Below are 19,335 nucleotides of genomic sequence, written 5' to 3' on the forward strand. Positions count from 1 at the left end.
GGCCGCGCTTCGTCGTGAGAAGGTGGTTGGCCGGTGGGGGTTGCGGATACAATACCTTCGAACAGCGACCTCGGAGGACCCTTGAACTTACTCACCATCGCGCAGATCGCCGCGCCCGTGTTGCAGACCATCTTTATAGTGGTGATCGGGTTCGGGTACTATTTCTCGATCCGGGCGACCCAGGAGATGGTCCACGAGATGCGTACCGAGCACACGGCGGGCGGCGGGAGGCCCCTGATCACGGTCTCTGAGGACTACGCCAACCTGCCGAACATGAACATCATCGTCCAGAACGTCGGCCAGGGCCCCGCGAAGGACATAACCTTCGATTTCTCCCACCCCGTGCAGAGCTCCGACGGCCAGGTCTTGAGCGACCTGCCCTTCTTCGAGGAGGGCCTGACCTCGCTCGCCCCGGGCGCCAAGATCGCCTGCTACTGGGACACCCTGGACAACCTCCTGCCGGCCATCAAGAAAGGCGAGATCGCCTCGGACATCACGGTCACGGTGCGCTACAAGGACCTCAACCTCAAGCCCCTGGAGCACGAGTGGGATATCAACCCCAGGCTCTACGAAGGCATCCGAAACGTCGACTACAACGGCATGACCGACCTCGTCGACACCCTCGAGAGGAAGATAGACGACGGCGCGATCAGGGGCGCCAGGGAGAGATGAGGGACGTAGGGCATATCGTTCGGCTTTCGGCAAGAGCAAAAGGCTGGTGGGAAGCGGCGGCCCAACGTCTCTGGAAACCGCTCTAGTCGCCGCGGTCGTCCAGGGCGTACTCGACGGCTTCTTCGGTGGTCATCGCCCTTCCCTCGGACCACGCTTTCTCCCACGCCCGTTCGTCGAGGCTCGCACGCGCGGCCGCGAGGCGTTCTTCGTAGAAGGTGCGGTCGGCGGCGTGGGGGTAGGCTATTACCTCTATCGTCTCCAGGAGCGTGCGGGCTGCGCCCCAGAGCCTCGCCGCCTGCTCCAGCCCGTTTTCCGAGGCGGATAGCTCCGCCAGACCTTCGAGGTAGTAGGCGATGTTGGTCCTGTCGCCGACTTCCGCGGAGAGCGTGAGGCCCTCCGCGAAGAGCGCCGCCGCCCGTTCCAGGTCCCCATCGTCCCTGGCCGTCACCGCCAGCGTTGGGAGTGCGACGGCGATCGCCTCCCTGGCGCCTATCTCCCGCGCCAGCGAGAGCGCCCGCCCGGCCAGGCGGCGGGCCCTGGCGCGGTCACCCATCCCGAGCGCCACCGTCGCCGAGAAACCGAACATGGCGCTGGCGGACCACCTGTCTCCCATCCCTTCGAGCCTGCGCTCCCCGGATTCCTCCATCATGGAGAGCGCCTCGTTGGGTTGGCCCTGGCCGAGGGCTATGAGGCCGGCCGTGCCCATCGCGAAGTAGAGCCCGTCTTCGTCGCCCAGCCGCCGGAACAGCTCCATGCTCTCGTCGTTCGTCCGCCGGGAGGCTTCGAAGTCGCCGAGGGCCTGGCCCAGCGTGGCGGCGAGGGTCAGGAGCGTCGCCCGGACGGGGGCGGGGGCGTCAGGGTCGCTCGCGAGCGCCTCCTCCATCCAGCGGCGTCCCTCGCTCAGGTGCCCGCTCAGCCACCAGTACGTCCACGACGCCCAACTCATGAGCGAGACCTCCCGGGCCCACCCGTGCTCGACGGCCCACGAAAGGGCGGCGCGCAAGTTGCCGATCTCGGCCTCGAACCGCGGGAGCCAGATCGCCTGATCCCGGTTCTTCAGGCTTGGTCCACCTTCTTCCGCCAGCGCCAGGTAGTAGCCGGCGTGCCGCCGGCGCGTCTCCTCAGACCCCCCGCCGTTTTCGAGCTTTTCGAGGGCGTATTGCCGGACCGGCTCCAGCATCCCGTAACGTACCCCGTCGGCCCCGTCGTCGGGCCGCGCGAGGACCAGGGACTGCTCCACCAGGTTCCCTAAAAGCACGAGCACGTCCCCCGCGTACTCGTCCGCGCCGACCACCTCCGCCGCCTCCAGCGTGAAGCCGCCGGCGAAGACGGAGAGCCGGGCGAAAAGCTCCTTCTCCGGCCCGTGCAGGAGGTCGTAACTCCAGTCGAGGGTCGCCCGCATCGTGCGCTGGCGTTCCGGAAGGTCGCGCGCCCCGCCGGCCTCGAGCGCCCGGTCGAGCCTGGAGAGCAGCGCCGCGGGGCCGAGGAACCTCGCCCGCGCAGCCGCCAGCTCCAGGGCGAGTGGCAGCCCGTCGAGGCGCCAGCAGATCGCCGCTACCGACGCCGCGTTGTGCCGGGTGAGCTCGAAGGCCGGAGAGGCCGTCCTCGCGCGCTCGACGAAGAGCCTCGCCGCCGGCGACCCGCCGACGTCTTCGAGGTCCGGCACGTGGCTCGGGTCGGGCACCCCCAGCGGGGAGACCGGGTATTCCTGCTCGCCCCTCACCCGCAAGGGCGCCCGGCTGGTGGCGAGCACCGTAAGGTCCGGGCAGGCTTCGATCAGCCCCGCAACCTCTGGCGCGGCCTCCAGCACGTGCTCGAAATTATCGAGCACGAGGAGCATCCGCTTCTCCCTGAGGTGGGCTTTCAGGGCCTCTCGCGAGGGCAGTCCTTCCACGTCCCGCAGGGTGAGGGCTTTCGCCATGGTCGGCAGGACGAGCGAGGCGTCCTTTAGCGGAGCGAGGCCGACGAATACCACCCCGTCCTGAAACGAACCCACCGCTTCCCTGGCGACTTCCAGCGCGAGACGGGTCTTGCCGACGCCGCCTGTCCCCGTGAGCGTGAGGAGCCTCGCGGCACCCTGGCCCATCAGCCGCGACATCTCCTCCACCTCCCGGCCTCTTCCAACCAGCGAGGTCGGCGGCACCATGAGAGCGGGGGATGGGGCCTCGTCCGGGATGGAGCCCGTGGTCCCCCTTCCGGGGACCGAGGCCAGGAAAGCCGCTCGTGCGGCATCCGGGAGACCCAGGGCGTCCGCCAGGCACCTGACGGTGTGCGGGTAGGGACGTCGCCTCTCGCCGCGCTCCAGGGCGCTTACGGCCTTGGCGGTCAGCCCGGCCCTCGAGGCAAGCTCCTCCTGCGTAAACCCCGCGGCCTCGCGCAGGCCCTTGAGCTTCGCGCCGAACGACACCCTGGGCCCACCGTCCTCGCCCCCAACGGCCCGGCCCGGCCCGTCTTCGACCCGCTGCCTCTCCATCTCCCAAGCCTACCAGCGCCGGTAACCCCGAGACATCCCCCAGGTGGGCTATTTTGGACGGAATCGATGCCCGGCGGCCCCTCCCACACTAAGAATGGGGGAGAGGTGTGGGGGCGCTGTGGGTGGCCCGCCCGGACGCCTGGCGGCAGACTTCGGAGGCAGAGAGATCCGATCCCGAAGAGAGAGGGTAAAGTCGTGGAGAGGCAATTCACCAACGGGCGGGCGTGGCTGGACTGGATGGAGATCGGGGCGCTCGACCTCTCCGAGATCGGGGCGGTCCTCGACGTCACGGCGCGCGGGATGCGCGACAACCCCCTCCACGTCGCCGCCTTCGGGGATGACCCCGAGGGAAGACGGCGCAGCTTCCGCGCCCTCATGGCCGCCGTCTTCTCCGTCAGGGACTTCTCGCACACGCTCGTCGCCAGGCGCGAGGACGGCGTCATCGTCGGCGTCTGCGGCATGATGCCCCCCGGCGGCTGCCGGCCCGGGATCGGCCAGCAGCTTCGCCTCCTGCCCGCGCTGATCCCCCTGGGCCCGCGGACCATCTGGCGGATGGCGCGCTGGATGGGCGCCTGGCGGAAGCACGATCCCGAAGAGCGCCACTGGCACCTCGGTCCGCTCGCGGTGGACGCGCACCTGCAGGGCGAGGGCGTCGGGAGCCGCATGATGGGCGTCTTCTGCGCCCAGATGGACGCCGCCCGCGAAGACGCCTACCTGGAGACAGACAAGGAAGTGAACGTCCGCTTCTACAGGCGCTTCGGCTTCGAGGTGGTCGCGGAGCAAAAGGTCCTTGGCGTACCCAACTGGTTCATGCTCAGGCACGCCGAGAGGAGGGACGGATAGGCAAACACCCAGCAGCTACGGAAGCCAACCATCGAAGAGAAGGAGACGACGGCATGATCGGCAAACAGTTCGGCAAGGAAGAGGTGAACGCGGCCCTGGTGCTCGCCCTGGCGGGCGCGGTCGCGGCGCTGGCGGCCGGGGGAGGCAGGCGCCCCTCGATAGGGCGGCTCGTCTCAGGGGTCCTGTCCAACCCGGTTCCGGGACGGCGGGCGACGGGCGCGGGCGGGGCCGCCCCAACCCCGCACCAGCAGGCCGCATAAGGCGCGACCCAGCCAGGGGCGCGGGTTCAGGGAGGATGATGATCGTGGCGAAGATCGCGAAGAGCGGGGGAGTACCGTCCGCGGAGGCAACAAAAGACGCCGTCGTGGTGCGCGCCATGTACCGGGCGCTCGAAGAGGGGCAGGTTTCGGACCTCGCACTCTACGCGGACCCCGAGATCTCATGGGTACACCCGATGGTCGCCCGCCTGCCCTTCGACGGCACCGGGCGCGGCCTGAAGACCGTCTTACGGAGCGCCTTCCTGCGCGACGCGAGTGGTGCCGGCCCGCGCGTCTCCGCCGAGACCTTCGTCGAGTTCGGTGACGGCGTGCTCGTCGCCGGCCGCTTTATAGAGGACCGGGGGGCGGGAAACGCGCCGGGCGAGAAACCTTTCCTGCACGAATGCGCGGTGCGCGGCGGGAGGGTCGTCCTGGTGAGGGGGTATCCGGCCGAGATCGGAGGGAGGTAGCCGGGGGGCGACATAGAAAGGCGACGCCCGAGCAGGCCGTGGGCAGACACAACGAGACCATAGGAGAAGATAGATGAGCACAAAGACGAAAGTAGCGGTAATCACCGCCGTTATCGCGGTCGTGGCGTTCTTCTTGAGCCCGATCCTCTTTCCGCCGGCCGACGTCGGCGTGGCGCCCACCTCGACGCAACTCCCCTTCTTGATGTTCCTGGGCGTCTCAGACGCCGTGCTGCTCGGCCTCGGCGTCTCGTTTTTGGTCTTCGGCTACCCCGTCCTAAGAAAGGTCTCCCCCGACTCTAAGGCCAGGGCGTGGGCGATGTACCTGTCGATCGGCTACCTGATGGTCTCGTGGTGGCCGCACCTCGGGATGCACGCTTCGAACGGCATGGACATCGGGGGGCTGCTAGTCATCGACTTCCTCTTCCACCTGCCGCTCGAGATCGCCGGCGTGGTGCTCGCCTACTGCGCGTACTCGCTGTTTGCGAGCTGGCGGAGCGGGAAGCTGGCCGGGGCGGCCCACGCCGGGGATGAGGCGCTGGCGGGCGAAGCGACCCGGTAGTACGGGGCAACGCGCGGGGTGAGGCTTGCCTCTGAGGCAAGCCTCACCCCGCGCTCTTCGTGAAAAACGAAGGGAGGGATCGCCGAACCAGACGACGCTAGAGCGGTTCGCGGAAGTGCCAAGCCCATCGCGAAAAGGCTTTCGGGTCCTCAGGTTCTGACAGCGGCTAGCGCAAGGATCGACCCTTCCGCTAGCCTGGCTACGGGTATCGGGTTTCGGGCATCAGCAAGGACTTTTCGGGCGTACCGTGGTCGTCACCCGGGATCGCGGGGTGGGGTGGATCGATCCTTGTGAACTTCGCTCTGTCAGGGGTGGAGGATCGGGGCTTGCATGGGGTTTCGTGGCGCGCCCCTGGAGACCTCGGTGCCTCGCGGCCGGCGAGGGCCGGTCCTTACGCAAACCGCTGTAGAGGTGGCGCGGAAGGGGGTTGGCCTGCCGACCGGGGTGGAGCAGGTTCCTCTCGCCCGGGCTACCCGGAGATGAGGTCCTTCAACCGGTCCCGGACGGCCTTGATCGGGATGCGCTCCTGCTTTAGCGTGTCGCGGTCCCGGATGGTTACCTGCTTGTCCTCGATGGTGTCGAAGTCGACGGTAACGCAGAAGGGGGTGCCCGCCTCGTCCTGGCGGCGGTAGCGGCGTCCGATGGAGCCCGAGTCGTCGTAGAACAGGCGGTAGTCGCCCTTGAGGTCGTCGTAGAGCTCGCGGGCTATGGTCGAGACGGGCTGCTTCTTGGAGAGCGGGAAGACGGCGGCCTTGGTCGGGGCGATGCGGGGGTGGAGCTTCAGGACCGTGCGCTCCTCGCCGTTTACCTCCTCCTCCGTGTAGGCGTCCATGAGGAAGGCGAGCATGATGCGGTCCGGGCCGACGGCCGGCTCTATGACGTAGGGGTAGTAGCGGTTGTTCGTGGTCTGGTCTATGTACTCCAGGTTCTCGCCGGAGTGCTCGGCGTGCTGTTTGAGGTCGTAGTCCGTGCGGTTGGCCACACCTTCCAGCTCCGACCATCCGGCGAACGGGTAGTTGTACTCGATGTCGACGGTGCGCTTGGAGTAGTGGGAGAGCTTCTCCTTCGGGTGCTCGTAGCGGCGGAGGTTCTCCTCCCTGATGCCGAGGTTCAGGTACCAGTTCCAGCGCTCCTCGATCCAGTACTCGTGCCACTCCTCGTCCGTGCCGGGCTCGACGAAGAACTCCATCTCCATCTGCTCGAACTCGCGGGTGCGGAAGATAAAGTTGCCTGGCGTGATCTCGTTCCGAAAAGACTTGCCCTGCTGCGCGATCCCGAACGGTACCTTTACCCGGCTCGTCTGGGTGACGTTCTTGAAGTTGACGAAGATCCCCTGCGCCGTCTCGGGCCTGAGATAAGCCAGGTTCTCATCGCTCTTGACCGGCCCCATGTAAGTCTCGAACATGAGGTTGAAGGGCCGCACCGGCGCGAAGTCCCGTCCGCCGTCGACGGGATCCTTGACCCTGTCGTCTTCCTGGATGATCTTGGTGAGCTCCTCCGGGCTCAGCCCTTCGGCGTCGATGCCGGTCGCGTCCTCTATTAGGTGGTCCGCCCTGTAGCGGCGCTTGCTGGTGCGGCTCTCGACGAGCATGTCGTTGAAGGTCGCCGTGTGCCCCGAGGCCTCCCACACCTTCGGGTGCATGATGATCGCCGCGTCCAGCCCAACCACGTCGTCCCGCATGTGGACCGTGCTTCGCCACCACTCTTCCTTGATGTTCCGCTTCATCTCGACACCGAGCGGCCCGTAGTCGTAGGAAGACCTCAGACCGCCGTAGATCTCCGAGCTCTGATACACAAAGCCCCTGCGCTTGCAGAAGGCGACCATCTTCTCCATCGTCACGGCCTGCGACATGTCTTATCCTCCGGATCTTTCTGTGGCATACACGCCACAAATTTGAGCAAGTATATCTCCTCCCTTCGGTCGTCGCGCACGCTTCGGCCCGCTTCGCGGGCCTCGCTTTCAGCTTGTCGGCTTTCTACCGCCCAAGGCGCGACCGGGCAGCGCAACACGTGGCGGTTCGAGTACCGAGAGGCGTAACGCATACAGACGACTGGCTGACAGGCTGAAAGCCCCCGAAGACGGCGTGCTGACGAGGCGCGAAGCGCCGGGCCGACAAGCGGAGGCGTAAGCCGGAGCGTGCTACTTCCTGAAGAGCCGGAGGCCGTTCAGCGTGACGGCTACGGAGGTGCCCATGTCGGCGAGGACCGCCGCCCACAGGGCCACGAGGCCGAAGGGGGCCAGCAGTACGAAGACGCCCTTGATGAGCAGCGAGACTAGGACGTTCTGCTTGATGATGCTTTCGGCGGCCCGCGAGATCTTCACGGCCTCCGCCAGCCTGGACAGGTCGTCTTGCATGAGGGCCACGTCGGCGGTCTCCAGCGCCACGTCCGTCCCGGCGGCGCCCATCGCGAACCCGACCGAGGAGGCGGCGAGCGCCGGCGCGTCGTTCACCCCGTCGCCCACCATCCCCGCCGAGCCGTGCTTCTGGACGAGGCTCCGCACCGCCTCGACCTTCTGCTCCGGGAGAAGCCGCGCCCTGTAGCCGACGCCGAGGGCTTCCGCCGCCCTGCGCGCCGGGGCCTCCGCGTCGCCGCTGAGCATGACGATCTCCCCGATTCCGGCCCCCCTCAACGCGTCCACGGTCGACCGGGCATCCGGCCGCACGGCGTCCGCCAGCCCGAAGACGGCGATCGGCCCGGACCCGTCACCGAGCACGACGGGCGTCTCGCCCGCCCGCTCCACCTCTCCGAGCGCGGCCTCGGCCGCGGCCAGCGAGATGCCCCGCTCGCCGAAGAGCCTCGGGCTTCCGACCAGGTAAAGTTTGCCTCCGACCTTGCCTTCCGCGCCTTTGCCCTGGAAAGACTCGAAGTCCGCGACCGGAAGACCGGCCGCGTCCCTCGCCTGCGCCGCCGAGAGGATCGCGTACGCCAGGGGGTGCTCCGAGCGTCGTTCCAGCGCCGCGGCCAACGCCAGCGCCCCGTCTCTGTCCCACCCGTTCAGCGCCACCACCCGCGACAGGACCGGACGACCTTCCGTCAGGGTCCCGGTCTTGTCGAAGGCGAGCGCCTTGAGTCGTCCCGCCGCCTCCAGCGCCGCCCCGCCTTTTATGAGGATGCCGCGCCGTGATGCGGCGCCTATCCCGGAGACGACCGTGACCGGTGTCGAGATGACGAGCGCGCACGGGCAGGCGATGATGAGCAGCGCGAGCGCCCGGTAGAACCAGTCCCCGAAACCGCCGCCCAACAGCGGCGGCACCAGGGCGAGAACGACGGCGGCGGCCACCACGATCGGCGTGTAGACGCGCGAGAAGCGGTCCACGAACTGCTCCGCCGGGGCCTTCTTCGCCTGCGCCTCCTCCACGAGGCGGGCTATCTTCTGCAGCGTGGAGTCCCCGGCCCGCTTCGTCGCCCTGACGACCAGCCCGCCCGAACCGTTCAGCGCCCCGGAGTAGACGGCGTCCCCCGGCGACTTCCCGACGGGGACGCTCTCGCCCGTCACGGGCGACTCGTCCATGGTGGAGGCCCCCTCGGCCACCACGCCGTCAACCGCGAGGCGCTCCCCGGGGCGCAGGATCACGACCTCCCCGATCCCAACCTCCCCGGTCGGCACGACGACCTCCCCATCACCCCGCCTGACGAGCACCTCGTCCGGGGCGAGCCGCACGAGCGAGCGCACCGCCCCGCGCGTCCTGTCCACGGCGTAGGCCTGCAAGGCGTTGCCCGCCGAAAATAGAACGACCACCGAGGCGGCCTCGGCCCACTCGCCGATACCAGCGGCCCCTATGGTGGCCGCGCTCATCAGAACGTTCATGTCCAGTTGCCTGGCCCGCAGCCCTGAGAGCGCCGCCCGGAAGATCTGAACCCCCCCGACCACTATCGCGGTTGCGTAGATCCCGGTCACCACAACCCCCGAGGTCCCGGCGATCGAGAGCGCGAGCCCGGCCAGGAACAGCAGCGCCGACGCTCCCGTGAGCGCCGCCCGCGGCGTTCGCCAGAAAGGCACGGTCTCCGCATCTTCGTTCCTGACGACGTGGTAGCCCGCGCTTTCGACCGCCTTTTCGATCTCCCCGACAGGGAGATCCGGATCGTGCTCGGCGTCCAGCCTGCCGGCCGCGAAATTGACCGCCGCCCGATGCACCCCTGGCAACTTCACCACCGTCTTCTCCACGGTGGCCGCGCAACTGGCGCAGTCCATCCCCCCGACCCGCACCACCGTGCGCCCGAGCCCGCCGTCGGGATCGGCCACCGTCGGCCAGGCTTCGACCGCCGGCTCCTGCCCGATAACGGGGAGCATTTTTCTGGGGCGGCTCACGCCTCTACCAGCCTCCCCGCGCCGAGAACCGCGGAGAGCAGGGCCCTCCCGCCCTCCGTGAGCCCGTACATGACGAGCTTGCCGTCGCGCCTGGAGCGGACGAGGCCGGAGGAGCGGAGGGTGCGAAGATGGTGGGAGACGAGACCCTGGGAGCGGCCCGAGATCCAGGCCAGGTCACAGACGCATAACTCCCCGCCTTCCCCGAGCGCCGCCGCCAACATCAACCGCGTCGGGTCAGATAAAGCCTTCGCCCGTCCCGCCGCGCCGTCGGCCTCGTCGTCGTGGAGCATCCTCTCCCGGATCGCCTCCGCCCGCGGAGCATCGAGACAGAGTAGATCGCAGCGGTCATCGCTCATACTAACGTCCTAATAGTCGTTTATATGTATTTGAAGGATAGCAGGTTGCGAGCGTGGGGAACAGGGCGGGGGCACCGGGCGGTGCGCGTCTTCGGGAGGGTCTTCTGGCATTGAAGTGGGCCCGCCTTCGGTATAATGCCCGCGTGGAAACCGCGTTGACTTTAGGGCTGGGTATAGGAATCGCTTCCATCGCGGGGGTGCGGGCTTTTCTGCCGCTCGTTTTGGTCTACTACCTATCGCTACCGGAAGGTCCGTTCCTGTTCGGAACCTTTCCGGTTTGGGCTGTGATCTCGGCGCTAGCGATACTGGTGGTTCTGGAGTCCGTCCTCGACAAAGTGGGGGCCGCAGAACGTGTCTTCAACTACGTCATGGTCCCCATCAGGGTCGCCGCCGGAGCCCTGGTGTTCGGGATTATGTCGGGCGTGGCCACGATCTCCGAAGCAGTACCCTGGCTCATCGCCGGCGCGGTAATCGCGGGCGTCGTGGCCGTGCTCAAGGTCCTGCTCAGGCCCTCGGCAAGGGATGCTTCATCCGGCGTTTCTACCGCTTTTCTGAGCTTTATTGAGGACGTAATCGGGTTGGTGGGTGGGGTATTGGCGCTCTTCGTGCCTTATCTGCCGGCATTGCTCGTGGCGTTTCTGTTATTCTTTTTCTCTCGCATCAGGAAGCGGCGGGGAAGGAAGTTCGGGGGCCTCCGCATCCTCGGCGACTAGGGTTCGTCGGCTCTCTCAGGAGGGTGCCATGGAGGAACGTGAGATCACCATCGTCAAGGGCGGGCGACAGACCCCGTTCTCCAGGGGCATCCTGGCCCAGACGCTCGCCCAGGCGGGCGCGGGGCCGGAGATGGCCCACCAGATAGCGAGCGAAGTCCGCGCCGAGCTCGCGGCCGAGCAGCGCTTCACCGTCGAGGAGGAGGAGGTGCTGGCCCGCGTCAGGGACAAGCTCGTCAAGAAGGACGCCATCGCGGTCGGGCGGCTCGACAAGTGGCGGATATTGCGCGAGTCGAGCGAGCCCGTGGTCGTCTTGATCGGCGGCGCCACGGGGGTCGGGACGAGCACGCTGGCGGCGGACATCGCGCGGCGGCTGAACATCCAGAGCGTGGTCGGGACCGACTCCATCAGGGAGGTGTTGCGGCACGCCATAAGCCCCGACCTGTTGCCGATCCTGCACAAGAGCTCGTACGAGATCAAGCGCCAGGACGTGCGGGTGCCGGTCGGCGAGGAGGAGGCCGTGCTCTTCGGCTTTCGGGAGCAGGCGGCGAGGGTCTGCGTCGGGGTCGAGGCGATCGTGGATCGGGGGCTCAAGGAGGGGACTAACCTCGTCATCGAGGGGGTCCACCTGGTGCCCGAGATCATACCCGAGCGGTACCGGGACCACCCGAACGTCTGCACGATCGTGGTTCACCTCTCCGACGAGAACGTCCACCGCTCCAGGTTCTACATAAGGGCGATGGGCACGGCGATGCGCCGGCCGGCAGAGGAGTACATAGCTCACTTCCAGCAGATACGCCAGATCCACGACTACATAGTCGAGAGCGCCGACCGGGCCGGCGTGAACGCGGTCGAGAACCTCTCCATAGAGAACACCTCCGACGAGGTGGTCGAGATCGTGGCCAACCGCGTCTCCGGCATCGCCGAGAGGGCCGAAAGGCGGACCTCCCCGCTCCTGATGGGCGTGGACACCCCGCGCCACGGCATCCCGATCTCCCAGACCAAAAGCGGTTAGAATACGCGAAAGGCCCACGAGGAGGCAGAGGTGCTGGATAAAGGACGGCTGAGAACGTTCCTGCTCGGCGGGGCCGCGGGACTCCTTGCGGGCGTGCTCCTCGCCCCGCGAAGCGGCAAGGAACTGCGGGGTTCTTTGGCGGACCGCGCCGGTGAAGCCAGGGAGCGCGGACGCGAATCGTACTTCGAGGCCCAGGAGGGAATGCGCGAACGCGTGGCCGCCACCCGCGAGGCCCGCCGCCCCCAACCCGGCCCGGAAGCGACCCCCGCAGACGCGCCCGACGCGGCCCCGGTCGCGCCCCGCCCCCGCCTGCGGGACGTATCGAGCGGCGTCGCAGGGACGCAAGAAGGGGACCTGGCCGGTGAGGCCGAGAGGTCCGAGGAGCTACGAAGGAAAGTGCGGGAGACGCGCGAGCGGCTGCGGGGCAAGCGCGACCTCGGGCGGGGTCCCGAAGAATGAAAGCCGCCCCCTTCGTGCCGACGATCGTGGCGATCTCGCCGGAGATGGTGGAAGAAGCCCCGGGCCTCGAAGCCGCGATCTCCTTCTGGACGGAGGGCCGCCCCGCTGACGAGTGGCTTCGCGAACTGGAGGGTTGCTGGGGCGGCGCTGGCTTCGTCCTGCGAAGGGCGGACGAGGTTCAGGGCTTCGTGCTCTGCGGCCCGCGGGAGAGCCTGCCGCGGGCGGGACGTTACCCCGTCGGCCCCCTCGACGACGACGCCGTATTGCTCGCCTTCGTGGGGGGCGACCCGCGCACCCGCCGCCGGTTGCTGGTACGGATGCTCAGGGACCTCCGCCTCCGGGGCGTCGGCTCTGTCGAGGCGATCGCCAGCGACCGGGAGACCCCCCACCACGCCCACACCGCCTTCCTCCTGGAGAGCGGCTGGCGCCCCATCCGCCACGCGCCCTACCGACTCGGCCACTACACCCTGGTCCGCACCGAACTCGCCAGCGCCGTCGAGGTGGGCGAGCTGGCCCGCTCCCTGGTCGGCAAAGTCCGCCTGCCGAGCCTGAAAGGAAAAGTGCCGTCCCCGGGCGTCCTGGCCCAGGCGGACGGCGAACGCCGGGAATAAGCGCGCTCCGGCTTCGCCTGCGCTTTCGGCCCGGCGCTTCGCGCCTCGTCAGCCCGCTTGGGGCCTTGCGGCCCTCGCTTTCAGCTGTCAGCCGGTCGTCCGTACACGCTGCGCCTCCGGGGACTCGGACCTCTTGGCCATGCGCTGCCCGGTCGGGCTATGGGCGGCAAGAGAGCTGACAGGCTGAGAGCGAGGCCTGCTCGTAGCAGGCCGGAGCGTGCTGACAAGCTCGCGAAGCGAGCGGGCTACAACGGGACTATTGCTGTTCTGACGGCCGAGCGGCCCTCGGGGGTGGTGGCCCGCACCTCAAGTATTTTTTGTGGTTCGGTTGGGGCTGCGCCGTTGGTGCTTTCGGACTGGGAGAGGTTCAGGACGAAATCGACGTTGCGGGTCTGTCCGGCCTGCAGCCCGCGTACCGTGTGCCGGTAGTAGCGGGTCTCCGGGACGGCGGTGTTGCCGGAGGAGACTTCGAGCGTGAGGTTGACGCTTGAGAAGCCCCGGTCACCCGCGTTTTGCACGGCGACGCGCAGCCTCTGGCCCGGCCCGGCTTCGAGGGAGGCGAGCCGGCCTTCGTCGAGTTCGAGGTCGAGGGCTTGCCCTGACTTGCCCGGACCCTGCTCGGGGGAGAGGTCCTTTTCGGAGGAGCCGGTAGCCAGGTTCGCGAGCAGCAGGAAGGCGCCCGCGGTCACGAAAAAGGCGAGCGCCGCGCCGGAGGCCCAGAGCGCGGTCTCCCTCACCGCGCCGCCCCTGGGGGCCGGGTTCAGGACCGGGATCTCGTAGAGGTTGTAGAAGTCGTCCAGCAGGTCGTCGGCGGGGGCGGCGCGTACCTCGGGTTCCCCCGTGGAGGCGCCGCGGGCCACGATCGCGACGCTCGCGCCGGCGGGCGACCAGGCGAGGTCGTCCGGGCCGGTCTTTATCTCCATGTCCTCGTTGGTCGTCACGGCCGCGAAGTCCCCGCTGGCGAGGTCCAGGACGTAGAGGTTCACGGGCGACTTGGGGTTGAGACGCCCGACGACGGCGAGGCTCCCGCCGTCGGGGGAGACGCTGGCGCTGCCGGCCACGAAGTCCGCGCCGACCCCCGGCGCCGGCTCCGGAGCACCGGGCTCGGGATCCGTTCTGTACAGGTCGTAGGCCGGGGGACCGCCCCCTTCGGCGGGCTGGTCGGATCCCGCCACGAAGTAGATGCCGCGGTCCGTCCACTGGGGCGACCCCAAAATGCCCCGGCCGTCGAGGCTCGATACCTCACGGTCTTCTCCTTCGCGAAGGTCGAAGACGTGTAGCTCGTTCGAAAGGCCGCTCCCCGCCGGCCGCACGGCGAGCGCGACCCTCTCCCCATCCGGCGAAGGGAAGAGGCCCGTGATCCTGCCCTCCACGCTGCCCGCGTAGATTCGATCCACCCGGCCGTCTCGAAGCAGGGCGATCCCGCTCTCCCCCGGCCCGACTTTTTGCGCGAGCAGGACCTGCTCCCGCTTCGGGCCGGCGCCCACGGCCAGAATGCCCGACGCGATCTTCTCGACCCCGAGCGACCCTTCGCCGGACGCCCGGTAAAGGGTTTTCGGCCTCCCGTCCGACATACCCACGACCTCGTCCGTGCCGCCGAGGACCGTCATGGCCTCGTCGCCCGCCCACTCGGCCTCGTCCGCGACGAAATCCCTGGTCGTCCAGCGCGTCACCTCGTCCCCGCCCACGACTTTGTCGACGACGTAACCGTCCATCAGAAACGCAACCCGCTCCCCACCCGGCGCCCAACTCGGCGAGCCCTTGTACCCCGGGCCGGAGCTCAGGGGCCTGGCCTCGGGCCCAAGCCCCGGGTTCGCCCGCCCCTCCGCCGCGGGAAGCGGAGAGATGGACAGGTCTCCTTCATGCGCGCACCCGGCCATTCCGAGTACGGAAAAGGCGAGCAAAGCGGCGCACAGATGTTTTGGGACACGTGTACGACGTTTACGTTTAGAGGGCATAGCTGGAAGAGCGGGAGAGGGGGGCTTTGGGGAGGTGGATCAGGAAGGTGGACCCCCGGCCGACCTCGCTCTCGACGAAGATATCGCCGCCGTGCATCTCGACTATCTGCTTGCTTATGGCGAGGCCGAGGCCGCTTCCGCCCGTGGCGCGCGAGCGGTCCTTGTTCACCCTGTAGAAGCGTTCGAAGAGTTGGTCGATGTCCTCCTCCGGGATGCCGACGCCCGTGTCCTTGATACGGACGGTCAACCAGGGGTTGTCTTCCTCCACCGAGACGTCCACGCGGTCGCCCGGGTCCGAGTACTTTATGGCGTTGTCCAGGAGGTTTAAGAAGACCTGGTAGAGCTTCTGGACGTCGCAGACGCAACGGTGTTCGACCTCGTCGTCGAAGTAGATCTCTATCCCGAAGCGTTGGGCCTTCGTCTCGACGGAGCGCATGGCGGTTCGGATCACGTCCCCGAGGTTGGCCGGGCCGACTTCGAGTTGGTACTGCCAGGAGTCCATCTGGGCCAGCGTCAGGAGCTCTTCTACCATGGTCCTGATGCGGGAGAGCTCGCCCTCCGCGAGCTCCAGGGCCCTGAGCTCCAGCGGGTCCAGCCTCTCGCGGGCGCGCTCCAGCAACCCGACGGCGCTCTGGATGGTCGTCAGCGGCGTCCTCAGCTCGTGGGAGAAGTCCGAGACGAAGGCCGTCTTCGCCTTCTCCAGAGAGCGGTGCTCCGTTATGTCCCTCACCGCGAGGATGATGCCGGCGTCTTTGCCCGAACCGTTGCTCTCGCTCCGGTCCATCCTGGCCGCGTAGGCCCAGAACATCTTCTCTCCCTGCTCGACCTCCCTGACGGCGACCCCGTTTGCCTCCGCCTCCCTGACGCACCGGACGATGCCGTCGGGCGTGCCGAGGTCGTCGAGGGCGCGGCCCCGGTCCGAGTGCCTGACGCCGAGCATCCTGGCGGCGGCCGGGTTGACCATCGTTACGCGTCCTGAGCCGTCCGTGGCGACCACGGCCTCGGGGGAGGCTTCGAGGACCGCCTCCAGGCGGCTCTTTTGCTCCTGGATCTCCCCGACGTAGTGCTCTATCTCTTCTGCCATGTAGTTGAAGGCCCTCGCGAGCTCACCCAGCTCGTCGCGGCCCTTGACGGGCACGGCCGCCGCGTAGTCGCCCGAGGCCACCCGTATCGCCGCGTCTCGGGTCTCCGCCAGGGGCCGGGTCAACTGGCGGGCGAGGACGAGGCTCGCGGCGGCGGCGAGGAGCACGCTCGTCAGGATCGCGCCCACGATGCCGAAGCGCAGGTAGGAGAGGGTCTCCCCGATCTCGTCCTTCGGAACGTCGTAGACGAGCGCGCCCTTGGAGGTACCGTCCCTGTCCACGAGCGGCACGACGGCTACGTAGCCGGACCTACTCTCGCTCCACACCAGCAGGCCGTCCTGTTGGGAAGACCTGGCTATCTTCTGCAGGGAGTCGCCCTCCAACCGGAGCCCGTCGAGCGCCCGGCCCGGGTTCTCGGGGTCCCCGAGCCCGTCCCTGGCGGCCAGGGGCTCCCCGTTCGGGCCGACGTAGAGGACCTCGAGGCCCGTCGGGTCGCCGACCGTCGCGACCAGTTCCTCGGCGTAGTCCTCGGCGGGGGGGAGGGTCTGGTCTTCCGGGTCGCGTTGGCCTTCGAGAAACTCGAGCGCGCCGGCGTTCGCCGTCCGGGAACGCTGCTTGAGGAGCTCGTTCTCCGCGCCCATGAGCTGGCCCTGCGCGAAGGTGTAGAGCACGAGGCCGATGATAAGGCTCGTCACCGAGGAGATGCCGACCAGGGCCACGAAGATGCGGACCCGGAAGCTAGCCGGGGGCAGCAGGCCCCTTCTCTTGCCCTTCTTCGCTATGGCGCCGCTCCTATCCGGGCCGGGCGGCCCGGTAACCCACGCTCGGCACGGTCTGTATGATCTGCGGCCTCGACGGGTCACCCTCGACCTTGGCCCTGAGCCTGCTTATGTGCACGTCTATGTAGCGGCTGGCGAGGTAGTGCGAGCCCGTCGAGACGGCCTCGGAGATCTGGGCCCGCGTGAAGGCCTGCCCCGGCCGCCGCATCAACAGCGCGAGTATCTTGAACTCCGTCGGCGTCAGCTCCAGCGGCCTCCCGTCCCGGCTTACCGTGTACGCGCCGGGGTCCAACTCCAGGTTCCCGAGCCGCAAGGTCCCCTCCCGGCCCCTGCCCCCGCGCCCGAACCGCCTGAGGATCGCCTTGATCCTCGCCAACAGCTCCTTCGTGTCGAAGGGCTTGGTTATGTAATCGTCGGCGCCAAGCTCCAGCCCGACCACCTTGTCCACCGACTGGCTCTTGGCCGTAAGCAGCACCACCGGGACGTCGCTCGTCTCCCGCATCTTCTTCAATACCTCGAACCCGCTCATCCTCGGCAGCATGATGTCCAGGACGACGAGGTCCAGGTCTTCGCCCTCCAGCGCCCTCAGCGCCTCCGTGCCGTCCATCGCCGTAACGACCCGGTAACCCTCCGACGCCAGCACTATCGACGTTACCTCCAGGAGCGCCGCGTCGTCGTCGACCAGCAGTATAGTCTCGTCCAAGCTTCCAGAAACCTCCAGATCATGCCCCTCGCCCGCCCGCGAGGGGCCACGCTATCCTACCCCATATGGCCTACTCATCCCATAAGCGCAAGACTTGAAGCCAAGACACTCACATTTTATACTCACGAGGACTCAAATAACTCGGCATTCGTTGGAGGTAATCGCGTGGGCAAGAGCATTGGCATAGACCTTGGGACTACGAACAGTTGCGTGGCGGTGTTGGAGGGTGGTGACCCGACGGTGATCACCAACGCCGAGGGGGAGCGGACGACGCCGTCCGTGGTCGCTTTCGACAAGAGGAGCGGGGACCGGCTGGTGGGTCAGCTTGCCAGGAGGCAGGCCGTAACGAACCCGGACCGGACCGTTTACTCGATCAAGCGCTTCATGGGCCGGCGGTTCAGCGACATCAAGACCGAGGCCGGCCGCGTCGGTTACGAGGTCGAGTCCGGAAACGGCGGGGACATCCAGGTCAAGGTGGGCGAGAAGAGCTACTCTGCGCCCGAGATCTCCGCGATGATCCTCCAGAAGCTCAAGAAGGACGCGGAAGACTACCTGGGCGAAGAGGTGACCGACGCGGTCATCACGGTGCCGGCGTACTTCGAAGACGCCCAGCGCCAGGCGACCAAGGACGCGGGGCGCATCGCGGGCCTCAACGTCAAGCGGATCATCAACGAGCCGACCGCCGCGGCCCTCGCCTACGGCATGGACAAGGAAGAGGACCAGACGATCCTCGTGTTCGACCTTGGCGGCGGTACCTTCGACGTCTCCATCCTCGAGCTCGGCGAGGGCGTCTTCGAGGTCAAGGCCACGAGCGGCAACAACCACCTCGGCGGCGACGACTTCGACGCCAAGGTCGTCGAGTGGATGGTCGCAGAGTTCAAGAAGGCGGAGGGCATCGACCTCTCCAAGGACAAGATGGCCGCCCAGCGCCTCGTCGAAGCCGCAGAGAAGGCAAAGAGGGAGCTCTCCTCGACGACGAGCACCTCGATCAACCTCCCCTTCATCACGGCCGACCAGAACGGCCCGAAGCACATGGACCTGACGCTCAGCCGCGCCCAGTTCAACAACCTGACCGCCGACCTGGTCGAGGGAACGGCCGGTCCCGTCCGCCAGGCGATGAGCGACGCGGGGCTGCAGCAGGGTCAGGTCGACCAGGTGATTCTCGTCGGTGGATCTACCCGCATCCCGGCGGTTCAGGAGAAGGTCAAGGAGATCACGGGCAAGGAGCCCCACAGGGGCATCAACCCGGACGAGGTCGTCGCCATCGGCGCCGCCATCCAGGCCGGCGTGCTCGCTGGCGAGGTCAAGGACGTCCTGCTCCTCGACGTTACGCCCCTCTCCCTCGGTATCGAGACCAAGGGCGGCGTGTTCACGAAGCTTATCGAGCGCAACACCACTATACCCACACGCAAGGCCGAGACTTTCACGACGGCCGACGACAACCAGGGTTCGGTCGAGATCAAGGTGTATCAGGGCGAGCGCGAGATAGCGGCCTACAACAAGCTAATAGGGAACTTCCAGCTCGTCGGTATCCCGCCGGCGCCGAGGGGTGTACCCCAGATCGAGGTGGCCTTCGACATCGACGCGAACGGCATAGTCAACGTCGGGGCCAAGGACCTCGGGACGGGCAAGGAGCAGAGGATCACGATCACCGCCTCGAGCGGCCTCTCTGACTCGGAGATCCAGCAGATGATGCAGGACGCCGAGTCGCACGCCGAGGAGGACCGTCGCCGCAAGGAGGAGGCGGACGTCCGGAACAACGCGGACAACCTCGTCTACTCGGTGGAGCGTTCGATGAAGGACGTCGACGGCAAGGTCGACCCGAACACGAAGCTGGAGATCGAGCAGGCCATCAAGGAGGCCAAGGAGGCGCTCGCCGGCGGGGACATCGAGGAGATCAAGTCCAAGCAGGAGGCCCTCGTCACCGCCTCCCACAAGCTCTCCGAGGCCCTCTACAGCCAGGCGCAGGAGCAGCAGTCCGCCACTAGCTCCGAGGCGACCGACACCGACGACCTGGTGGAGGACGCCGAGGTCGTCGAGGACGAGGACGAGCAGCAGGACGGGGAGCGCCGCTAA

At 67.6% G+C, this 19,335-nt stretch carries 17 protein-coding genes; 10 read left to right on the top strand and 7 right to left on the bottom strand.

The window, feature by feature from the left end; translation table 11 throughout:
- The first annotated feature begins 81 nt into the window (after positions 1–81).
- Positions 82–672 carry a hypothetical protein gene (locus tag GBA63_RS06110; protein ID WP_166174425.1) on the top strand — a complete coding sequence of 197 codons (591 nt, stop codon included), beginning with the start codon at positions 82–84 and terminating at the stop codon, positions 670–672.
- An 82-nt stretch (positions 673–754) separates the two neighbouring features.
- Here the strand turns inward: GBA63_RS06110 and GBA63_RS06115 are convergent, their stop codons facing one another.
- Entirely contained in the window at positions 755–3,145 is a 2,391-nt protein-coding gene (locus tag GBA63_RS06115; protein WP_166174427.1) for an ATP-binding protein, read from the bottom strand.
- Between the two features lie 195 nt (positions 3,146–3,340).
- On the opposite strand from GBA63_RS06115, the gene GBA63_RS06120 reads away from it, so the two are divergent.
- From GBA63_RS06120 to GBA63_RS06135, 4 genes are all read left to right on the top strand, one after another.
- The gene (locus GBA63_RS06120) at positions 3,341–3,988 is read left to right on the top strand and encodes a GNAT family N-acetyltransferase (protein ID WP_166174429.1); all 648 of its coding nucleotides are present in this window, start codon (positions 3,341–3,343) and stop codon (positions 3,986–3,988) included.
- A 53-nt stretch (positions 3,989–4,041) separates the two neighbouring features.
- Positions 4,042–4,248: a hypothetical protein gene (locus GBA63_RS06125; RefSeq protein WP_166174431.1), complete on the top strand. Its 207-nt coding sequence runs from the start codon at positions 4,042–4,044 to the stop codon at positions 4,246–4,248.
- Positions 4,249–4,292: 44 nt separating this feature from the next.
- Positions 4,293–4,715, top strand: coding sequence for a nuclear transport factor 2-like protein (locus GBA63_RS06130; protein ID WP_166174433.1), 423 nt, complete (start codon positions 4,293–4,295; stop codon positions 4,713–4,715).
- 73 nt (positions 4,716–4,788) lie between these two features.
- Positions 4,789–5,274: a hypothetical protein gene (locus GBA63_RS06135; RefSeq protein ID WP_166174435.1), complete on the top strand. Its 486-nt coding sequence runs from the start codon at positions 4,789–4,791 to the stop codon at positions 5,272–5,274.
- Between the two features lie 469 nt (positions 5,275–5,743).
- Here the strand turns inward: GBA63_RS06135 and GBA63_RS06140 are convergent, their stop codons facing one another.
- The 3 genes from GBA63_RS06140 to GBA63_RS06150 form a co-directional block, all read right to left on the bottom strand.
- Positions 5,744–7,126, bottom strand: coding sequence for a glycine--tRNA ligase (locus GBA63_RS06140; protein ID WP_166174437.1), 1,383 nt, complete (start codon positions 7,124–7,126; stop codon positions 5,744–5,746).
- 288 nt (positions 7,127–7,414) lie between these two features.
- Positions 7,415–9,586: a heavy metal translocating P-type ATPase gene (locus GBA63_RS06145; RefSeq protein WP_166174439.1), complete on the bottom strand. Its 2,172-nt coding sequence runs from the start codon at positions 9,584–9,586 to the stop codon at positions 7,415–7,417.
- Complete coding sequence (locus GBA63_RS06150; RefSeq protein ID WP_166174441.1) at positions 9,583–9,942, bottom strand: ArsR/SmtB family transcription factor; 360 nt, start codon at positions 9,940–9,942, stop codon at positions 9,583–9,585. Before GBA63_RS06150 ends, GBA63_RS06145 begins: the two co-directional genes overlap by 4 nt.
- Before the next feature lie 110 nt (positions 9,943–10,052).
- Here GBA63_RS06150 and GBA63_RS06155 point away from each other — a divergent pair, with 110 nt between their 5' ends.
- The 4 genes from GBA63_RS06155 to GBA63_RS06170 are packed head-to-tail and all read left to right on the top strand — an operon-like array spanning position 10,053 to position 12,737.
- Entirely contained in the window at positions 10,053–10,655 is a 603-nt protein-coding gene (locus GBA63_RS06155; protein ID WP_166174443.1) for a DUF4126 domain-containing protein, read from the top strand.
- 28 nt (positions 10,656–10,683) lie between these two features.
- Entirely contained in the window at positions 10,684–11,667 is a 984-nt protein-coding gene (locus GBA63_RS06160) for a 2-phosphoglycerate kinase (RefSeq protein ID WP_166174445.1), read from the top strand.
- Positions 11,668–11,697: 30 nt separating this feature from the next.
- Positions 11,698–12,126, top strand: a complete 429-nt coding sequence (locus GBA63_RS06165; protein ID WP_166174447.1) for a YtxH domain-containing protein — start codon at positions 11,698–11,700, stop codon at positions 12,124–12,126.
- Positions 12,123–12,737 carry a hypothetical protein gene (locus GBA63_RS06170; protein WP_166174449.1) on the top strand — a complete coding sequence of 205 codons (615 nt, stop codon included), beginning with the start codon at positions 12,123–12,125 and terminating at the stop codon, positions 12,735–12,737. The genes GBA63_RS06165 and GBA63_RS06170 overlap by 4 nt, the downstream gene beginning before the upstream one ends.
- Before the next feature lie 245 nt (positions 12,738–12,982).
- Here the strand turns inward: GBA63_RS06170 and GBA63_RS06175 are convergent, their stop codons facing one another.
- The 3 genes from GBA63_RS06175 to GBA63_RS06185 form a co-directional block, all read right to left on the bottom strand.
- Positions 12,983–14,452, bottom strand: coding sequence for a hypothetical protein (locus GBA63_RS06175; RefSeq protein WP_166174451.1), 1,470 nt, complete (start codon positions 14,450–14,452; stop codon positions 12,983–12,985).
- A gap of 232 nt (positions 14,453–14,684) precedes the next feature.
- Positions 14,685–16,496 (bottom strand): HAMP domain-containing sensor histidine kinase, encoded by a 1,812-nt coding sequence (locus GBA63_RS06180; protein WP_166174453.1) that lies wholly within the window; start codon positions 16,494–16,496, stop codon positions 14,685–14,687.
- 73 nt (positions 16,497–16,569) lie between these two features.
- Complete coding sequence (locus GBA63_RS06185; RefSeq protein ID WP_166174455.1) at positions 16,570–17,259, bottom strand: response regulator transcription factor; 690 nt, start codon at positions 17,257–17,259, stop codon at positions 16,570–16,572.
- 165 nt (positions 17,260–17,424) lie between these two features.
- Between GBA63_RS06185 and dnaK the strand changes: the two genes are divergently transcribed.
- A complete protein-coding gene (dnaK, locus tag GBA63_RS06190; protein WP_166174457.1) occupies positions 17,425–19,335 on the top strand; it encodes a molecular chaperone DnaK in 1,911 nt (636 codons plus the stop codon).

The sequence above is a fragment of the Rubrobacter tropicus genome, assembly GCF_011492945.1.
GTDB classification, from domain to species: Bacteria; Actinomycetota; Rubrobacteria; order Rubrobacterales; family Rubrobacteraceae; genus Rubrobacter_D; species Rubrobacter_D tropicus.